The organism is Sinomonas humi (assembly GCF_000802235.1).
GTDB classification, from domain to species: Bacteria; Actinomycetota; Actinomycetes; order Actinomycetales; family Micrococcaceae; genus Sinomonas; species Sinomonas humi.
Map to the genome: position 1 here is coordinate 17,747 of NZ_JTDL01000136.1, position 18,752 is coordinate 36,498.

Genomic DNA, 18,752 nt, shown 5'->3' on the forward strand with positions numbered 1-18,752 from the left:
CAAGGTCGTCGCCTTTCTCAAGAACCTAGGCATTTCGGAGACTCGGGCCCCGTCGCATTCGTACCGCATCGGAATTTCCGCTAGCTTCGGAGGCGCGGATGTCTCGGTGATTCGATTCCCTGTCTCCGCTCCAACAGTGCTCAGGCTCCTGCGATTCTCTCTACTGAAGCGAAAGGGTCGCCTACTTGGGAGACTCCCAAGTAGGCGACCGTTTTCTTGCATATGAGGCCCGGTTCTTCCACCTAGACCTGTTTCTCACACCAACGCACGAATCCAGATTTATCAGCTTGGTGCTCAGGGCGTCATCAATAGCGCAGGGCGACCCGAGTTCGGAGAAGTAGTCGTAGGAGACAGCCGCGGCTCCGACATCTCGACGTCGAAGCGCTGCCGCCTCGAGCCATTCACCTTGGTGTGTCCGACCCCAAGTAGGATCCCCTCGTGCACCGGACCTGCTGGTTCGCTGTGCGTCCTAGCACTCATCTGGATCCTCTCCCCGAGGCGACCGTTACCTGCGGCAGAGGCTCCTCGGCGCCGTCGATGGCACGAGTCACAGCCTTGTGAGCAGTGGGCAGGAGCGCAGTCGACGTCCCGCCCGTCCTGGTCAGGGCGCTCGGGAGATGAGTCCCCTAGCTGTTGTCCCGCGAACTCGACTCATGTGCTGAGAGACAAAAGTCGTCGTTCATCTTGATGACTAGTGCCACTGTAAGGCGCAGCGCGGTGATATAGGTGTTGAAGTGGGCATCGTGCCCGTCCCCATTGGCCTGCGACCCGTGAAGGTACTTGTTCCGCAGCTGGGGACCATTGCTGGAGTCCACATTGTTGAGGAAGTAGTTGAAGTACTTCCCCTCGGCTTCAGTCAGCAGCGAGGAGCGACGTTTCGCCCAACCTTTCGCCACCATGGCGTCCGCCTCTGCGCGTCCGGCGGCCGAGAGGTGGTAGTAGCTAGCTGCTTGAGTGGTGAACAGGGCCCTGAGGATGAGGAGCTGCTCGGTGCTCACGATCTGTATGTGCGTTCCATTGTCCTCAACAACCCCGAGCTTGATCAGACGGTCAAGGCTGGGCTTCTGGTAGTCCTCGAAGTCGTCGTACGCGACCTGGTTCTCCAGGAGAAGCCTGGCGCCGTTATCCGCATTGAGGGACTCGTTGACGTAGTTCAGGCCGGACTGGTCGGAGAACAAGAGATTTAGGATGCTGGCGGTCTCCTCACCTTCGGATACATACACGTACTTGCCCCCGAGAAGGCTCGGCACGTCTCTGTATCGGACCTGTTCCGAGCCCATGGCGAGCAGGTCCCGGTCGAGCTCACCATCCTTTACGAACAGGGAGAACTGGGTTGCGACGCTTTCCATCTCGGCGAACAGGTGCCTCACCCTTTGGAGGTATGAGGACGCCTTGTCTGACGGGGTGAATGAGAAGTTCGCGGCTCCGAACTCCTCAACGAGGTACTTCTCGAAGAACCAGGAGACAACCTGCTCCAGATCGATGCCCTTCGACTCCAGGAAGAAGTGGTACATGCTCGTCTGGAGACGCGTGCTCATGTCGTGGGCCCGGAACACCCCGCTGACCTTGTATTCGGTCTTTCCTGTGGTCCCAATGATCCGCTCCACGACACCGAGGTGAGCCGGGTAGGACGGAAGGGTCAGCAGCCCCTGGCGGTCAACGAACTCGAACAGGTGTTGGAAATTGTTGAGGATGCTGGGGTTGTCGCAGGTCTCTTCAAACCATCGGCGGCTGTATGTGTAACGCGAGATCAACCCGTCTGAAGTATCCAGCTCGAACACGACCGGTTCTTTCTGGCTTCCGGAAATGCGCACTTCGCACCCAGTCTTGAGACCATGGTTTTCGGCGAAGAGCTTCGCGGTCATCTCCTCGCTGCGCCTCTTGGCACGCAGCTTGAGCTTGGCGTCGATTCCGGCCTCACGATTCTCCTTGGCGGTTGCGATCAGCCCGACGTAATTGGGGTTCGCGCTCTCGCTGTCGACATAGGCCTCCAGCAGTTCGCGGGCATCTGCTGGTGTGAAGCTCGCCGGAAGGTGGATCTCTCCTCGGACGCCGGCCTGCAGGTACTTTCGAATCACCTGCTCGGCGCCTCGAGGCGAGGCAAGCAGCTCACCCCGCACCTCGGCGTCGTAGGCCTGCACAAACTTCTTGCTCGCGAGCCACTCACCCATCTGCACGCCTGCCGCAATGAGCGCGGGAAGGACCGTGGCGCTGTCACAGCGTTCGAACGCCTTGTACCGGCCGAGTAGGTCCAAAAGGTCTCGGTGGTAGCAGCGGCTGACGCCCGCCATCATGGCAGCGAAGTTGGTGTTGTCAATGGCCGAAAAGAACCGCGCTACGGCACCTCTGATCTCGGAAATCCGTGACTGGGCCTGGCTGCGCTCCTCCTCGCTGTACCCGATCGGAAGGAACCCATGTTCGAGGTACTGCTGGACATTGTGGAGCTCGAGGATGTCCTCAATGCTCGCCGAGACGTTCTTCGGGTCGAACTCCTGAGCAAGTTCGCCTACACGCGGGACAAACCATCCGGTCGCCATGTCATGGGCGCCGTAGAACCGGACCCGCCAGGCCTCATCCTCTTCACCCACTTTGTGACCTCACTTCGCTTGGCCCAGCTCGAACGACGTCATCATGGCGTATTAGTAAGACACTAGATGGCCCGGAGGGGGCCTAGGAGGAGGGGCAGCGGCAGGGGCCCGGATGCCGCACTGCCGGTCTCAAATAGCGAATACTGACGGCCTATCTGCAAGTGCTTGCAGATAGGCCGTCAGTTTCTGGCGGATAGAGGCCCAGACTTGCAACTAGACCTATATCTCACAAGGGATCAGAAGTCCCAGTCCTCATCCTCCGTATTCACGGCCTTGCCGATCACATAACTAGAACCAGACCCCGAGAAGAAGTCATGGTTCTCGTCAGCATTAGGCGAAAGCGCGGAGAGGATCGCCGGGTTCACATCGGTCACCGACGACGGGAACATCGCCTCATAGCCGAGGTTCATGAGCGCCTTGTTCGCGTTGTAGTGGAGGAACTTCTTGACGTCCTCCGAAAGCCCCACGGGATCGTACAGATCGTGCGTGTACTGGACCTCGTTCTCGTACAGCTCGAAAAGCAGCTCGAACGTGTAGTCCTTGATCTCCTGGCGCTTTTCCTCCGAGACCTTCTCGAGGCCCTTCTGGAACTTGTACCCGATGTAGTAACCGTGCACAGCCTCGTCGCGGATGATGAGCCGAATGAGGTCCGCGGTGTTCGTAAGCTTCGCACGCGAGGACCAATACATGGGCAGGTAGAAGCCCGAGTAGAACAGGAAGCTCTCCAGCAAAGTCGAGGCGACCTTGCGCTTGAGCGGCTCATCGCCACGGTAGTAGTCCATGACGATGTGCGCCTTGCGCTGGAGGTTCTCGTTCTCAAGGCTCCAGCGGAACGCGTCGTCGATCTCCTTGGTCGAGCACAGCGTCGAGAAGATCGACGAATAGCTCTTCGCGTGGACCGACTCCATGAAGGCGATGTTGGTGTAGACGGCTTCCTCGTGCGGCGTCACGGCATCGGGGATGAGCGAGACAGCACCCACCGTGCCCTGAATCGTGTCGAGCAGGGTGAGACCTGTGAAGACGCGCATCGTGAGCTGCTGCTCCTGCGGCGTCAGCGTCGCCCACGACTGAACGTCATTCGAGAGCGGCACCTTCTCGGGCAGCCAGAAGTTGTTCACGAGGCGGTTCCACACCTCGACGTCCTTCTCGTCCTGGATGCGGTTCCAGTTGATGGCCTGAACGTGGTCGAGGAGCTTGAGCTTCTCCGGGGTCATGGGAGGTCCTTCCGAACGAGGTGAGAGTAAGCAACCACTAGAGCATGCAGCTGACGCAACCCTCCACCTCAGTCCCCTCGAGGGCGAGCTGGCGGATCCGGATGTAGTACAGCGTCTTGATGCCCTTGCGCCACGCGTAGATCTGCGCCTTGTTCACATCACGCGTCGTCGCCGTGTCCTTGAAGAACAGCGTGAGCGAAAGCCCCTGATCCACGTGCTGTGTGGCAGCAGCGTACGTGTCGATGATCTTCTCGTAGCCGATCTCGTACGCGTCCTGGTAGTACTCGAGGTTGTCGTTCGTCAGATACGGCGCCGGGTAGTAGACGCGCCCGATCTTGCCTTCCTTGCGGATCTCGATCTTCGAGGCCACGGGGTGGATAGAGGACGTCGAGTTGTTGATGTAGCTGATCGAGCCGGTCGGCGGGACGGCCTGCAGGTTCTGGTTGTAAATGCCGTGCTCCATGACCGAGGCCTTGAGCGCGCGCCAGTCATCCTGCGTCGGGACGTGCACGTTGGCGAACAGCTCGCGCACCTTCTCGGTCTGGGGCGCCCACTCCCGCTCGGTGTACTTGTCGAAGAACTCCCCGGACGCGTACTTCGAGTTCTCGAACCCGCCGAACGCCTGGCCGTGCTCCTGCGCGAGCAGGTTCGAGGCCCGCAGCGCGTGGAACAGCACCGTGTAGAAGTAGATGTTCGTGAAGTCGAGGCCTTCCTCGGACCCGTAGTGCACCCGCTCCCGAGCCAGATATCCGTGCAGGTTCATCTGCCCCAGGCCGATCGCGTGCGACTTCGCGTTGCCCTCGGCGACGGACGGCACGGACTGGATGTAGCTCATGTCCGAGACAGCAGAGAGAGCACGGATAGCCGTCTCGATCGAGAGCCCGAAGTCGCCGGAGTCCATCGTCTTGGCGATGTTCATGGAACCCAGGTTGCAGGAGATGTCCTTGCCCACCTGCGCGTACGTCAGGTCCTCGTTGTACAACGACGGCGAGGAAACCTGCAGGATCTCCGAGCACAGGTTGCTCATGGTCACCTTGCCAGCCACCGGGTTGGCCCGGTTCACGGTGTCCTCGAACATGATGTACGGGTAGCCCGACTCGAACTGGATCTCGGCGAGCGTCTGGAAGAACTCGCGTGCGTTGATCTTCGTCTTCTTGATCCGCGAATCGTCGACCATGTCGTAGTACTTCTCGGACACGGAGACATCGGAGAATGGCACCCCGTACACGCGCTCGACGTCGTACGGCGAGAACAGGTACATGTCCTCGTTGCGCTTCGCGAGCTCGAACGTGATGTCCGGGATGACGACGCCGAGGGAAAGCGTCTTGATGCGGATCTTCTCGTCCGCGTTCTCGCGCTTTGTGTCGAGGAACCGGTAGATGTCCGGGTGGTGCGCATGCAGGTACACAGCACCTGCACCCTGGCGCGCTCCGAGCTGGTTCGCGTAGGAGAAGGAATCCTCGAGCAGCTTCATCACCGGAATGACGCCGGAGGACTGGTTCTCGATCTGCTTGATCGGTGCACCGTGCTCGCGGATGTTCGTGAGCGAGAGGGCGACGCCGCCGCCTCGCTTCGAGAGCTGGAGCGCCGAGTTGATGCCTCTGGCGATCGACTCCATGTTGTCCTCGATGCGCAGGAGGAAGCACGAGACGAGCTCGCCGCGCTGCTTCTTGCCGGCATTGAGGAACGTCGGGGTCGCAGGCTGGAATCGGCCGGCGATGATCTCATCGACGAGCTGGGTGGCGAGCTGTTCGTCTCCGCGCGCGAGGTGGAGTGCAACCATGCAGACCCGGTCCTCGTAGCGCTCGAGGTAGCGCTTCCCGTCAAACGTCTTCAGGGTGTACGACGTGTAGAACTTGAAGGCACCGAGGAACGTCTCGAACCGGAACTTCTTCTTGTAGGCGCGGCTGAAGAGCTCACGGATGAAGTTCATCGTGTACTGGTCGAGTGTCTCGCGCTCGTAGTAGTCATGCTTGACGAGGTACTCGAGCTTCTCATCCAGGTCGTGGAAGAACACCGTGTTGGTGTTGACGTGGTCGAGGAAGTACTGACGCGCGGCATACCGGTCGGCTTCGAACTGAATCCTGCCGTCCTCGCCGTACAGGTTCAGCATCGCGTTGAGCTCGTGGTAGCCCAAGCCCTTGAACTTCTCGGGCAGTTCCTTTGAATCCTTGGTCCTAGCGTCCACAGCCGCTAGCGCCGGTTCTGCGACAGTCGTGTCCAAAATGCGTCCAATCCTTCGGTGACCCGGGCGACGTCGTCCGTCGTTCCCATGAGTTCGAATCGGTAGAGGTGGGGCACTTTGCACTTGACGGCGATGATGTCGCCGGCCGCACAGTAGTTGTCCCCGAAATTCGTGTTGCCCGCACTGATGACCCCTCGGATCAGCGAGCGGTTCTGCGGATCGTTGAGGAACCTGATGACCTGCTTCGGCACAGACCCCGCTCCCCCGGTCCCGCCATACGTCGGGACGACCAGGACGAACGGCTCCGTCGCGCGGAGCGGCTGATCGGTCGGGTGGAGCGGGATCCGTTCGGCGTCCAGGCCGAGCTTGCCCACAAACCGGTGGGTGTTGCCGGAGACAGACGAGAAGTAGATGAGTCGGCTCGAGACGAGGCGGGGCTCGGGCTGCGCGCCCGGCGCATCAGCGCCTGCCGCGGCTGTGACCAGAGAGGTCACCTCAGCACCCCCTGCAAGAGAAAACGGACGACGGCGCGTCAGGCCACCGAAGCGGACGACGACGCGGTCTGGGCGAGCTCTTCGATCTTGTCGGGACGGAAGCCCGACCAGTGGCCACCATCGGTCACGACCACGGGAGCCTGCATGTAGCCCATCGCCTTGAGACGCTCGAGCGCGTCCGGGTCCTGGGTGACGTCAACGCTCTGGTACGCAATGCCCTTCTTGTCCAGCGCACGGTAGGTGGCATTGCACTGCACGCACGCCGGCTTCGTGTAGACCGTGACGTTCATGGTTCCTTCCCTCCTGGAAGACTTGCTGGCTTCGGCCCATGATGGGCCCCCCATATGGCCGGCGGCCTTCCCCAATGGATCGGACTGCCTCGGCGTGACTCGATACTACATGTAGTGGTCGGCGCCGCTGTGAACCCCAAGATGATGTCTTACAAGTATGTCATTCATCACGCGGCGAGTCCACACTTCCTACACAGTTAACGCACCGCCGGAGCCGCGAAATTCCGCGCTTCAGGTGACCTTGTCCACAGGATGTGGAGCGCTGAACACACACCCGGAAAAATCCCCGTGTCGCGGATCCTCGGCGTGTCGCGTCGGCGATTCAAGCCCAGGTTCCCCTAGGCCTCCCGTGCCGTAGGCTGAATGGGACCCCGTGATCGAAAGAGGAGGTCGCCATGGTCAACCCAGTCCACCTTCAGACTCTCCTTGAAGTGGTGCGGCAGGGTTCCTTCGCCGCTGCTGCCCATCGCCTCGGGTACACAGCCTCCGCCGTCTCGCAGCAGATGGCAGCCCTCGAGCGGGAGACCGGAGTCAAGCTGTTCATCCGCTCGGCCAAGAGCGTCGTGCCCACGGAGGCCGCCGCCGTCATGACTCGGCACGCGACCAAAGTGCTCACCGACATCGACGCGCTCAAGGCGGCCACCGCACGCGCAGCCGAAGCGGCCGCACGCCAGCTCCGCCTGGGCATCTTCCCCAGTCTCGCGACATACGTCCTCCCCGGCGTCCTCAAGAACGAGCGCTGGCGGCACCTCGGCCTCGACCTCCACGTCGCCGTCGCCGAGCCCGGCGAAACGATCCGCGGGCTTCTCGCGGGAGGCGAACTCGACGTCGTCCTCGTCTACCAAGTGGGCCAAAGCGGGCTTGCGTGGCCGCACACGATGGACCGCCAATGGATCGGCGACGACCCGTTCTGCGTCGTCCTCCCCGCTTCCTGGGGCATCGCCAACGGAGCGCAGGTGACGTCCGCCCAGCTCGGCGGCATGCCGTGGATCGTGCATCACCCCGGTACGAGCGACGCCGCCGTCATCGACCGGCTCTTCGCGAGCTGTGGGCTCGAACCCCGAGTGGTGGCCTACAGCGACGACTTCAACGCAAGCCTCGGGCTCGCCTCCGCGGGGCTCGGGGCCGCCCTCGTTCCGGAGCTTGCCCTCCAGTCGCGACCGGAGGGCGTCGTCGTCGTGGACGTCCCGGAGATCCGGCTTGCGCGCAATATCTTCGCGCTGCGCCCCGGCGGGAGCACAGACCCCCAGACGGGCCTCTTCCTCGACCTCGTCGCCGAGACTCTCAAGTCACTTCCGCCACGCGGGCCCGGCGCGGCGCGGCGCTGATCGAGGCGCCCCGGACAGCGCGGCCCCTACTCTGGGGACCGTGGCCACTGCGTATATAGGTGTCTCCGGCTGGCGCTACTCGAGCTGGCGCGGCGACTTCTACCCGCGCGGCTTGCGCCAGAAGGACGAACTCGCCTACGCCGCGGAACGAATGTCCTCCGTCGAGCTCAACGGGTCCTTCTACTCGCTCCAACGCCCTTCGTCCTACGAAGCCTGGCGCGATGCGACGCCCGAGGGCTTTGTATTTGCAGTCAAGGGCGGCCGCTTCATCACCCACATGAAACAGCTTCGCGACGTCGAGGCTGCGTTCGCCAACTTCTTCGCTTCGGGAGTGCTCGCGCTCGGGGGCAAGCTCGGCCCGATCCTGTGGCAGCTTCCCGAGCGGATGGCCTTCGACGAGGACACGCTCTCGGGGTTCTTCGACCTGCTCCCCCGCACGGCGTCGTCGGCCGCCGCACTCGCGCACCGCCATGACGAGAAGGTGCCTGAGCAGCGGGCCTTCCTCGATGTCCTCGCGGAGGTGCCGCTGCGCCACGCGCTCGAGCCGCGGCACGAGAGCTTCGACACTCCCGCTGCCCGGGCCTTCCTCGCCGAGCGGGAAATCTGCACCGTCATCGCGGACAGCGCCGGGCGGTGGCCCGTGCTCCACGACGAGACCGCCCACTTCCGCTACGTGCGCCTCCACGGCGAGACGAGGCTGTACGGCGGCGGCTACGCCGAGGCCTCGCTCGACGAGTGGGCTGAGCGAGTGCGGGCTTGGCTCGACGGCGGCTTCGACACCTACGTCTACTTCGACAACGACGCCGACGGGCGGGCTCCGCACGACGCCGTGAATCTACTCGCGCGGCTTGCCTGAGAGGGCTATCTTTTTCCCATGGAGACGGCAGTCAGCCGGCATTTCGGGGAAATTGCCCTCACACCGGCGGGGCAACGGATCATCTCGGGCCTGTACGAGCACGACGGCGTGCCGATCCCGCTGGACCTCAGCATCGGTGAGCACGACCGGATCGACGAAGCGTGCCTCCACAAAGTGGACTACCGCCTACGTTTCCTCCCGGAGCTCGTCGACGCGGCGCGCGAGAGGATTATCCAAGACCTCCAGGACGACGATTCCCCGGCCGTCGAATACCGGCATTTTCATTGCCAGAACCTGAGCGACGGCCGGGTGCGAGAACTTTTCGGTGTAGCTTCGCAGGACGAGGTCGACGGCGAGCGGTTCGTCCAAGCGCTGCGGCTCACCAAGGTCGGGATCTTCCCGGGCCAGCCCGAGCGGTATTTCGTGCTTGGCTTCACCCTCGGCCAGGGCTTCACAGACGAGGTACTCCTCGCGGCCGCCGACGAAGACGGGGTGGTCGATGACGAGGTCGAGTGGGATTAGCTGGCCACTCGTCACAAATGACCTAGCCGGTCGACGCAAAAGAGCTGGCCACTCGTCGACTTCCCGACGAGTGGCCAGCTCTCTACAGGCCAGCGGTCACTTGCGCCACGACCAGTGGGTGCTTAGGCCTTGGCTGCGAGCACCCCACGCGCGGCCTTCGCGGCCTCAACGAGGTTCCGCAGGGAAGCCTCGGTCTCGGCGTAGCCGCGGGTCTTGAGGCCGCAGTCCGGGTTCACCCAGAGCTGGCGCGACGGCACATGCGCGACGGCGGTCTTCAGCAGTTCCTCGATCTCCTCCTGCGACGGAACGCGCGGCGAGTGGATGTCGTACACGCCCGGTCCCACCCCGCGGCCGAAGCCGTGCGTTTCGAGGTCGTTGACGACCTCCATGCGGGAGCGAGCGGCCTCGATCGAGGTCACGTCCGCGTCGAGACCGTCGATCGCGTCGATGATCACGCCGAACTCGGAGTAGCACAGGTGTGTGTGGATCTGAGTCGCGTCCCCGGCGCCGGCAGTGGCGAGGCGGAACGACTTGACCGACCAGTCGAGGTAGGCGGGCTGGTCCGCGCGGCGCAGCGGGAGCAGCTCGCGCAGGGCGGGCTCGTCGACCTGGATGACCTTGATGCCAGCGGTCTCGAGGTCCGCGATCTCATCGCGGAGCGCGAGGGCGACCTGGTTCGCGGTCTCGGCGAGCGGCTGGTCGTCGCGGACGAACGACCACGCGAGGATCGTCACCGGGCCGGTGAGCATGCCCTTGAGTGGCTTCTCAGTGAGCGACTGCGCGTACTCGGCCCACGGGACCGTGATGGGCGCCGGGCGGGAGACGTCGCCCCACAGGATCGAGGGCCGCGTGCAGCGCGAGCCGTAGGACTGGACCCAGCCGTGGACAGTGACGTCGAAGCCGTCGAGGTTCTCGGCGAAGTACTGGACCATGTCGTTGCGCTCCGGCTCGCCATGGACGAGCACGTCGAAGCCGAGCTCCTCCTGGAGGTCGATCACGCGCTTGATCTCGTCCTTCATGAGCCGCTCGTACTCGGCCGCGTCGATGGCGCCCTTGTTGAGGCGCGCACGCGCCCCACGGACCTCGGCGGTCTGCGGGAAGGAGCCGATCGTCGTCGTCGGCAGCGGCGGCAGGTGCAGCTCCGCGTCCTGGGTCGCGGCACGGACTGAGTAGTCGGAGCGGGAGAAGTCTGCCGCGGTCAGCGCAGCCGTCCGCTCGCGCACTTCAGGGCGGCGGACGCCGGGGGCCTGGGCCCGGGAGGCGATGATCCGGGAGGCCTCATCGATCGCGGCACGGGCGGCCTCGGGCTCGCTGAGATAGGTCGCGAGCGTCACAACCTCGCCGACCTTCTGGTCCGCGAAAGCGAGCCAGCTCCGGAGGTTGGCGTCGAGCTGAGTCTCCTCTTCGACGTCGTGCGGGACGTGGAAGGCCGACGTCGAGGTTGCGACAGCGACCTCGAGCCCGTGCTCCTTGCCTGCGGCAAGCAGCACGTCGAGCTTCGCGGCCGAAGCGGCGAGGTCGTTCCGCCAGATGTTGTGGCCGTCGACGACGCCGGCAACAAGCGTCTTGCCGTCAAACTCTGCCAGATCCTCCTTCGAGGGAACGGCGCCCTTGAACAGGTCGAGAGCAACAGCCTCGACACCGGTAGCGGCGACCACGGGGGCCTGCGCGCCGAGCCCTCCGTACGGAGCCGAGAGGAGGATGTTCGGGCGCCCCTCAGCCGAAACGGGCACCCCCGCAAGAACCGCGTAGGCGCGTTCGACGGCGTCGCTCACCTCGAGCGCAGGCGTGTCGAGGTCGGCGACGAGGGCCGGCTCGTCGAGCTGGACCCACTCGGCGCCGGCGGCGCGGAGGCGTGCGAGGAGCTCTGAGTAGACCGGCAGGACGTCCTCGAGCCGCGAGAGCGGATCGAAGTCCTCGGGAGCGCCGTCGGCCGGCTTGCTCAGGAGGAGGAACGTCACAGGGCCAACGAGGTAGGGGCGCGTGATGAAACCGTGGGACTTCGCGAAGAGGAACTCCTCGACGACCCGCTCGGAGGAGAGCGAGAACTCCGTCTCGGGGCCGATCTCCGGCACGAGGTAGTGGTAGTTCGTGTCGAACCACTTGGTCATCTCGAGCGGCTGCTGCTCCGCGTTGCCGCGGGCGAGCGTGAAGTAGGCGTCGAGGCCGAGGCGGCCCTCGGCGTCGTGCAGGGCGCCGAAGCGCGCGGGAACGGCGCCCAGGGCGACGGCGGTGTCGAGAACCTGGTCGTAGAACGAGAACGTCCCGGGGATCGCGGAGGCCTCGGTGAGGCCGAGCTCGGCGAGGCGACGGAGCGTCGCGAGCTGGATGCCCTCAGCGGTGGCCTGAAGCTCGGCAGTGCTGCTCTTGCCAGCCCAGTAGGCCTCTACGGCCTTCTTGAGCTCACGGCGGCGGCCGATGCGGGGGTAGCCGAGGATGGTGGCGGCCGGGAAGCGGCCAGCAGTCTGCGAAGTCATGGTGAATCCTTCGGTTGGGGTTCGGAATTAGCGGGCCCGGTGACGGGCAAGGAGGGAGGGCCGGGACGGCCGTGGCAGGTTGAGGCGCGCGAGCACGTCGAGTGCGCTCTCGTGCTCGTTGAACGTGTAGAGATGGAGGCCGGGGGCACCAGCGTCGAGCGCTGCCTCGGCAAGCGCCACGGTGGCCTCGACGCCGATCTTCCGCGCGAGGGAGGCGTCGTCCCCGACCGAACGGATCCGGTCCACGAGCGCGCCGTCCGGCTCGACGCCGCTCAGCTCCGAGAGCTTGAGGATGCGCCGAAGGCTCGTGAGCGGCATGATGCCCGGGATGATGGGGATGGTTACGCCTGCCCGGCGTGCGCGGTGCACGAGCGACGAATATTGGCCCGGGTGGAAGAACACCTGCGTGATCGCGAAGTCGGCCCCAGAGCGCTGCTTCGCAAGGAGCACTTCGACGTCGTGGGCCTCGCTCGGCGATTCGGGGTGCTTCGTGGGATACGCCGCGACCCCGATCGCGATCTTGCCCGCCGCAAACTGCGCCGAACGGCGAAGCTCGATCCGGCGGATGAGCTCGATCAGATCCTGCGCGTACTGGAGCCCGTCACGCGGCAGGACGCCATCCTGCGGCCGGTCTCCCCGGAGAGCGAGGATGCCCCGCACGCCGCGATCGAGGAGCTCGTTGACGATCGCGCTCAGCTCGGCTGGCGTCCCGCCGACACACGTGAGGTGGGCGAGCGGCCGAAGGGTTGTCTCGATCTGGAGCCGGTCCACGAGGTCGAGGGCCTTGGCATGGTTCGAACCGCTCGCTCCGTACGTCACCGAGACATAGTCCGGATCAGTACGCTCGAGTTCGTGGATGGTCTTCCAGAGCGTGGCCGAGGCGGCATCGCTGCGAGGCGGGAAGAGCTCGTAGGAGAGGGCTACGGGAGGCGCGAGGGCACTCGAGGAAGGTGCCTCGATGAGTGTGGGTGGGGACATTTGCAGACCTTGGATTCCGATGTCGGCCGACGAGGTCGGCTGTGAAGGGTATTCAGGAACGCAGGACAGCCCAGTCCGAGGACGCCGCCGCGGCGGGCGTCCCGAGAGGACCGGCTTCCTGCGGCAAATGTCAGGCCCTCACGGGGGCACCCACATCCCCAACGGGGATCGCTGACACGTTGCAGGAGCAACTTGCGTAAAAGCCTACGGAGCAGCCCCGTCGGCTTCAAGCACTCGGCGTCGCGGAAGGCCAAATCGCGCGAATGCTACGAAGAAGACCTTGCATGACGCACCATGACGCTCAGACTGGCAGAAGCGCCGCTCTCGCCAACTTCCCCTCCACGGGCCTTCAGCCCTCGAGCAGCAACCGCTCGGCACGCGGGGCGAGCGCCCGCTCGAGCACGAGGCAGGCGGCGCCGACAGCGCCGACATCCTCGCCGAGCCGGGTGCCGGAAAGTTCCACGCGGCGAATACCGCGAGTCGCGAGAAGCTCGTTGACCATGTCCGGCAGCACGTCCAGCACGAACTCCGCCACCGCATCCCAGAACGGACCGCCGAAGACCATCCGTTCGACGTCCACGATGTTGCCGACGACGGCCGCAGCCCACGCGAGGCTCCGCGCGGCACCGCGCATGATCGAGATGGCCTTCTCGTCGCCTTCGTCGACGAGTCCGCAGAGCCGCGCAAAAGCAGCCTGGAAGTCGCGCGCCGTGGGCTCAGGCGTCAGGACGGGGAGAACACCGGCAACGACGGCCTCGCTGACGATCACGCCAGGCTCGAGAGAAGTCCCGATCGTGCCGCGCATCCCGCACCCATCGCTGCACAGCGGCCCATCCGGGTCGACGATGATGTGCCCGATCTCGCCCGCGTTGCCCGACGCGCCGCGGTAGACCTCTCCGTTGAGCACGAGCCCGCAGCCGAGGCCGGTGCCGAGGTAGAAGAAGACGAAGCTGCCCGAGCCGCCGGGGCCCCCAGCCCAGATCTCGGCGACGGCCGCGCCGGTGACATCCTTGTCCACCATCGTCGGCAGGCCCGTAGCCCGCTGCACCATGTCCCGAAGAGGCACGTCGACCCATCCTCTGAGGAGCGGCGGCCCGACAACCGCTCCCCGCTCGAGGTCGACAGGACCGGGTGCCGCGACACCGAGCCCGGCAACAAGCTGGCGGTCCACACCGGAATCCACGAGCAGCTTCTCGACGCACTCGGCAATCGCGTCCACGATCTCCTGCGGATCGTGGCTCGGCGGAGTCACGAACGTGTCCTTGGAAACGACGGACCCGATGAGATCGAGCAGGACGACCGTGATCAGGGCCGGGTCGAGGTGGACCCCCATGGCATACATCCCGCGTGGGTTGAGCCGGAGGATGGTGCGCGGCTTGCCCGGACCCGTGCCTTCCTTCCCCGCCTCGACGATGAGCTTCTGGTCGAGGAGTCGGCGGGAAATATTCGAGATCGTCTGGGGCGAGAGGCCCACGAGCTGGGCGAGCTCGACCCGGCTCAACCCCGCTTCGGAGCGACGGATGGCGTCGAGGATCACCGTCAGGTTGAAGTCCCCCATCCGCGGGAGATTCGTCCCGCGCCGAGGCGCGGGCTGACGTGAGTGCTCCGTCACAGGATCCTTCCCAAGTGCTGCGTCATGGCCCCCGTGAGTTAAGTTACCTTGTCAATCCTCGTCATCATCTGAACCGACCCCGTGCGATTGCCGCGTTGCGTTATAAGAACGCGAACCTCAGCCGTTGCGCACGGACCGCGTCACCGTGAATTTCCCCGATCGCCCCTTGACTGTGGTCTGTCCGACCGAGGTCTGCAGGCGGCGGCGGTAGTCGAGGTGGGAGTTGTAGACGGCCCACAGCTCGCCGCCCGGACGCAGGATGCGGGCTGCGGCCTCGAAGAGCCGGAGGCCAGCCCCCGCATGCACGCTCGCGCCGAGGTGGAAGGGCGGGTTGAGGAGCACGACGTCGGCGGAAGCGTCGGGACGGGAGGCGGCAGCGTCGTCGTGCTCGACGAGCACGCGGCCCGCGAGGCCATTCGCGCTCACGGTTGCCCGCGCCGAACGCACCGCCGCTGCTGAGCGGTCGGTCGCGACGACGACAGCCTCGGGATGAGCCAGCGCGTAGGCGGCGGCGAGGGCTCCGGTCCCGCAGCCCAGATCGACGGCCGTCCCCACCGGCATTGCGTCGAGGAAGCCGAGGAGGAACCGCGTGCCGAGGTCCAGGCGCGAGCCGGCGAACACGGCGCCGTGTGTGCAAAGGGTGAGGCCGACGTCGTCGTGCTTCGCGCAGACCGGGAAGGGCGGGTTCTCCGGCACAGTCCGCGGGACGGACGCGACCAGGAGCCGGGATTTGCGCACCGCGAGCTCGGCGGCGACCACCTCGAACGATGCGCCGAGTACGTCGTTCATGGCGAGCGTCATGTGCTTGACCCTTCCACCCGCGAGGACGACGACGTCGGGCGAGGCCCAACGGGCCACGGCATCCGCGTATTCCTCGAGTTCGGCGAGTCCGCGGGGCAGCTGGAGGAGGACGAGCCGCGCGCCTGCGAGCAGCTCGGCCTCGAGCTCGCAAGGAACCTGCAGACCCGAGAGGCCGAGCTCTTCCGCGTTCCGACGGAGGGCCTCCCGGCCTGTTGCGAGATCCTGGTGCACGCGGACGCCGGTAAAGCCCGCTGCCGCGAGGCGGAGTGCGAGAGCCCCATAGTTGTCGCCGATGATCGCGATCTCACTGCCGTCCAGTCCTCGTTCCGAGGCGTCCGCGATGCCTCGCTCGGCCAGGAGCAGATCCGTCGCGTCCCAGGCTTGGAGGTTCGGGGCCTCGACATCCGGATAGCGGCGCAGCCGCTCGTAGGGGAAGGCGCCTGAGAGGCCGTCGTCGTCGTGCACCCGTTTACTCTAGGCGGGACGCTAGGTGCTCAGCGATGCGAGGGCCCGCTCAGCCGAGAGGAAGCCGGCCATGCCATGGACTCCCCCACCGGGCGGGGTCGCGGCTGAGCACAGGAACACGCCCGGGATGCCCGTAGCGTATGGGTCCGCGGCGACCCGAGGACGGAAGACCAGCTGCAGGCCCGAGTTGGCGCCCGCGCTGATATCGCCGCCTACGTAGTTGGCATTGTGAGCCTCCGTCGCCGCCACGGAGCGGGCAGAAACGGAACGGATGCAGTCGCGGAAGCCGGGGGCGAACCGTTCGATCTGGGCGGTCACGGCCTCGGTCGCGTCTCCCGGGTAGCCGTTCGGCACGTGGGCGTAAGCCCAGATCGGGTGGAGGTCTCCGGCGGACCGGCCGGGGTCGGCGAGGTACTGCTGGCCGACGAGGACGAAGGGCCGGGCAGGCATGCGCCCGCGCACGGTCTCGGCCTCGGCCTCGGCGATCTCCTCGATCGTCCCGCCGACGTGGACCGTACCCGCCCGCCGTGCCTCCTCAGCAGTCCACGGCACGTCGCCCTCCACGACGTAGTCCACCTTGAAGGCCGCGGGTCCATAGCGGTACCGGCCGTAGCTGCGGGCGACGGCGGCCGGGAGCCGCCCTGCGAGAATCGTCGCCGCCGCCGTCGGGGCGACGCACAGAAGCAGGAGGTCGGGCGCCCCTGCATCCTCCGCGCGGCGAATCCTCACGCCGGTCTCGATCGTGCCGCCGAGCTCCCTCAGCCGAGCCGCGAGCGCATGAGTGATCGCTTGACTGCCGCCCTCGGCGACCGGCCAACCCACGGCCTGCGCGGCGGATGTGAGGACGAGGCCGACCGAACTCGTGAACGGCAGGCGCAGGTCCGCAAACGCGTGGGCCGCAACCCCTGCGAACAGCCCGCGGGCGGCTTCGCCGCGCCAGACCTTGGCCAAGGCGGTGGCTGGCAGCGCGGCGAGGGCACCGAACCGTGCGAGGAGCAGCGGATGGCGGGGAATGTGCTGGACGGGACGCAGGATATCCTCGACAAGGCTGTCGAAGCTCCGGGCCACAGCGCCGACGGTTGCGTCCCAGGCCTGACCGTCCGGGCCGAGGGCTGCGGCCGTCTGGGCTGGGTCTCGCCAGACTGCCGCGGCGCGGCCACAATCGAGCGGGTGGGCGACCTGGACCTCGGGCCAACGCCAGCGCAGGCCGTACCGTTCGAGGCCAAGGCTCGCGAGATAGGGCGAAGCGATCCCCATGGGGTGGAAAGCCGAGCACTCATCGACGACGAGCGTCCCCGCACCGTCCGGGGCCGGCGTCGTCGTCGAGCGCGTCCCACCCCCGATGGTCGGCTCTGCCTCGAAGACCCGGACGACGACGCCCGCCTCGGCGAGGCGCACGGCGGCAGCCAGGCCGTTCGGTCCGCTCCCCACGACAACGGCGCTAGTCATGGTCCCATCCTTGCACTGGGCGGCGATCGATTGGCCTCAGCAGGAAGGGGAGCGGCTCAGTGCGCGGCCCGGACGAAATCCGCGGCCTGAGGCGCGAGGGAGGCGCCGACGTCGTAGGCGCTCCGTTTGAGGCCCTTGACAGCGAACGAATGGTCGCCGCCCTCCTGCCATGTGAGCGTCGCCGTGGGGAGCTTCACGGCGACCGCATCGAGCAGCTCGCGGTTCGCGAGCGTGTCCCGCGTGCCTTGAAGGAAGAGCATCGGGACGCGGAGCCCGTAGAGGTGCTCATCGCGCAGCTTCTCGGGTTTGCCTGCGGGATGCAGCGGATAGCCGAGGAAGATCAGCCCTGCGGGGTCAATCGCGCCCTCGGCGAGAGCCATCGACGCCATGCGGCCGCCGAACGACTTGCCCGCGGCCCACAGCGGCTCCCCATCCGAGCGGCGTCGTGCTTCCTCCGCGGCGGCCGCCCACACTGGGATGGCCTTCGGGGCGCGGTCAGGGACCCGCTTCCCCGCCTCCATGTAGGCGAAGTTGAACCGTAGCGTCGCGATCCCGAGACCGGTGAGGGCTTCGGCGAAACCAACCATGAAGGGGTGGTCCATCCCGGCGCCCGCGCCATGGGCGAGCACGACCGTGGCATCGGGGGCCTCGGGACGCTGGTAGACGCCGGAAACATCGCCCGATGGAGTGGGGATGGTGATGCGCTCGCTCTGTTCGCTCATGCCCTTACCCTGCGGCCCGGGCTCCCTCAGGCGCCGCCCCCAAGGCGGCCGTGAACGCAGTGGCGCGAGAGGCGATGTCATCCCATGCGCCCGCTTCGACTGCGGACGGGGGAACGACGGAGGTTCCGCAGCAGACTGCGAGCGCACCGGCGTCGAGATAGGTGCGAGCGTTGGACGCGTCGATGCCGCCGGAAGGAAGGAGCTTCACCCCCGGGTAGGGGCCGTGAAGGTCCTTGAGGAACCCGGGGCCGACTTGGCGCGCGGGGAAGATCTTGACGACGTCGGAGCCGAGGTCGAGCGCTTCGGCCACCTCCGAGGGGGTCATGGCACCGAGGCACACCGGGACGCCAGCGGCGACGGCTACCTCAGCCACTGCGGGCCGGATGCCGGGAGTGACGAGGAACTGGGCGCCCGCGTCGATCGCGGCCCGGGCCTGGTCCCCTGTGAGCACGGTGCCCACGCCGACCACCGCACCATGATCCCCCGCCGTCTCCACGGCGCGGCGCACGTGGGTGACGACGTCGGGCGTCGTAAAGGTGAGCTCGAGCGCACGCACGCCCCCCGAGGCGAGGGCACCCGCTAGCCCCGCGGCGTCGGGGATAGCCTTGGCGCGGACGACGGCGAGCGTGCGATCCTCGGCGAGCAAGGCGATGAGTTCTTCGGCGGTCATGGGCGCGTTCCTCTCGGAGCATCAAGGCGAGTGCGATTGCGTATTTTGCAATGCAGGTTGCACACTTTCTGTCCCCCTGTCTAGCATTGCGGAAAAACCGC

At 65.8% G+C, this 18,752-nt stretch carries 15 protein-coding genes; 3 read left to right on the forward strand and 12 right to left on the reverse strand.

Annotated elements, in window-relative coordinates; all coding sequences use genetic code 11:
- Positions 1-626: 626 nt before the first annotated feature.
- The 5 genes from LK10_RS14075 to nrdH form a co-directional block, all read right to left on the reverse strand.
- Positions 627-2,588 (reverse strand): hypothetical protein, encoded by a 1,962-nt coding sequence (locus LK10_RS14075; RefSeq protein ID WP_043124908.1) that lies wholly within the window; start codon positions 2,586-2,588, stop codon positions 627-629.
- A gap of 236 nt (positions 2,589-2,824) precedes the next feature.
- Positions 2,825-3,802 (reverse strand): class 1b ribonucleoside-diphosphate reductase subunit beta, encoded by a 978-nt coding sequence (gene nrdF, locus LK10_RS14080; protein WP_043124910.1) that lies wholly within the window; start codon positions 3,800-3,802, stop codon positions 2,825-2,827.
- Between the two features lie 37 nt (positions 3,803-3,839).
- The gene (nrdE, locus tag LK10_RS14085) at positions 3,840-5,990 is read right to left on the reverse strand and encodes a class 1b ribonucleoside-diphosphate reductase subunit alpha (protein ID WP_408021460.1); all 2,151 of its coding nucleotides are present in this window, start codon (positions 5,988-5,990) and stop codon (positions 3,840-3,842) included.
- Between the two features lie 5 nt (positions 5,991-5,995).
- Positions 5,996-6,400, reverse strand: a complete 405-nt coding sequence (gene nrdI / locus LK10_RS14090) for a class Ib ribonucleoside-diphosphate reductase assembly flavoprotein NrdI (RefSeq protein WP_231567779.1) — start codon at positions 6,398-6,400, stop codon at positions 5,996-5,998.
- Positions 6,401-6,519: 119 nt separating this feature from the next.
- A complete protein-coding gene (gene nrdH / locus LK10_RS14095) occupies positions 6,520-6,771 on the reverse strand; it encodes a glutaredoxin-like protein NrdH (protein WP_043124912.1) in 252 nt (83 codons plus the stop codon).
- 395 nt (positions 6,772-7,166) lie between these two features.
- On the opposite strand from nrdH, the gene LK10_RS14100 reads away from it, so the two are divergent.
- Genes LK10_RS14100 through LK10_RS14110 form a run of 3 tightly spaced genes read left to right on the forward strand, consistent with a single transcriptional unit; the run spans position 7,167 to position 9,477 of the window.
- Positions 7,167-8,099 (forward strand): LysR family transcriptional regulator, encoded by a 933-nt coding sequence (locus LK10_RS14100; RefSeq protein WP_043124914.1) that lies wholly within the window; start codon positions 7,167-7,169, stop codon positions 8,097-8,099.
- 40 nt (positions 8,100-8,139) lie between these two features.
- Positions 8,140-8,955, forward strand: coding sequence for a DUF72 domain-containing protein (locus tag LK10_RS14105; RefSeq protein WP_043124916.1), 816 nt, complete (start codon positions 8,140-8,142; stop codon positions 8,953-8,955).
- 18 nt (positions 8,956-8,973) lie between these two features.
- A complete protein-coding gene (locus LK10_RS14110; protein WP_043124918.1) occupies positions 8,974-9,477 on the forward strand; it encodes a DUF2004 domain-containing protein in 504 nt (167 codons plus the stop codon).
- Positions 9,478-9,599: 122 nt separating this feature from the next.
- Here the strand turns inward: LK10_RS14110 and metE are convergent, their stop codons facing one another.
- The 7 genes from metE to LK10_RS14145 all read right to left on the reverse strand — a co-directional run bounded on the left by metE (position 9,600) and on the right by LK10_RS14145 (position 18,651).
- Positions 9,600-11,954 (reverse strand): 5-methyltetrahydropteroyltriglutamate--homocysteine S-methyltransferase, encoded by a 2,355-nt coding sequence (metE, locus tag LK10_RS14115; protein WP_043124920.1) that lies wholly within the window; start codon positions 11,952-11,954, stop codon positions 9,600-9,602.
- Positions 11,955-11,981: 27 nt separating this feature from the next.
- Positions 11,982-12,932, reverse strand: coding sequence for a methylenetetrahydrofolate reductase (locus LK10_RS14120; RefSeq protein ID WP_043124921.1), 951 nt, complete (start codon positions 12,930-12,932; stop codon positions 11,982-11,984).
- A 349-nt stretch (positions 12,933-13,281) separates the two neighbouring features.
- Positions 13,282-14,490: an ROK family transcriptional regulator gene (locus LK10_RS14125; RefSeq protein WP_043124924.1), complete on the reverse strand. Its 1,209-nt coding sequence runs from the start codon at positions 14,488-14,490 to the stop codon at positions 13,282-13,284.
- A 171-nt stretch (positions 14,491-14,661) separates the two neighbouring features.
- A complete protein-coding gene (locus tag LK10_RS14130; protein WP_052207369.1) occupies positions 14,662-15,810 on the reverse strand; it encodes a class I SAM-dependent methyltransferase in 1,149 nt (382 codons plus the stop codon).
- 21 nt (positions 15,811-15,831) lie between these two features.
- The gene (locus LK10_RS14135) at positions 15,832-17,259 is read right to left on the reverse strand and encodes a phytoene desaturase family protein (protein WP_043124926.1); all 1,428 of its coding nucleotides are present in this window, start codon (positions 17,257-17,259) and stop codon (positions 15,832-15,834) included.
- Positions 17,260-17,315: 56 nt separating this feature from the next.
- Positions 17,316-17,981 (reverse strand): alpha/beta hydrolase family protein, encoded by a 666-nt coding sequence (locus tag LK10_RS14140; RefSeq protein WP_043124928.1) that lies wholly within the window; start codon positions 17,979-17,981, stop codon positions 17,316-17,318.
- 4 nt (positions 17,982-17,985) lie between these two features.
- Positions 17,986-18,651, reverse strand: coding sequence for a bifunctional 4-hydroxy-2-oxoglutarate aldolase/2-dehydro-3-deoxy-phosphogluconate aldolase (locus LK10_RS14145; RefSeq protein WP_043124930.1), 666 nt, complete (start codon positions 18,649-18,651; stop codon positions 17,986-17,988).
- Positions 18,652-18,752: the final 101 nt, after the last annotated feature.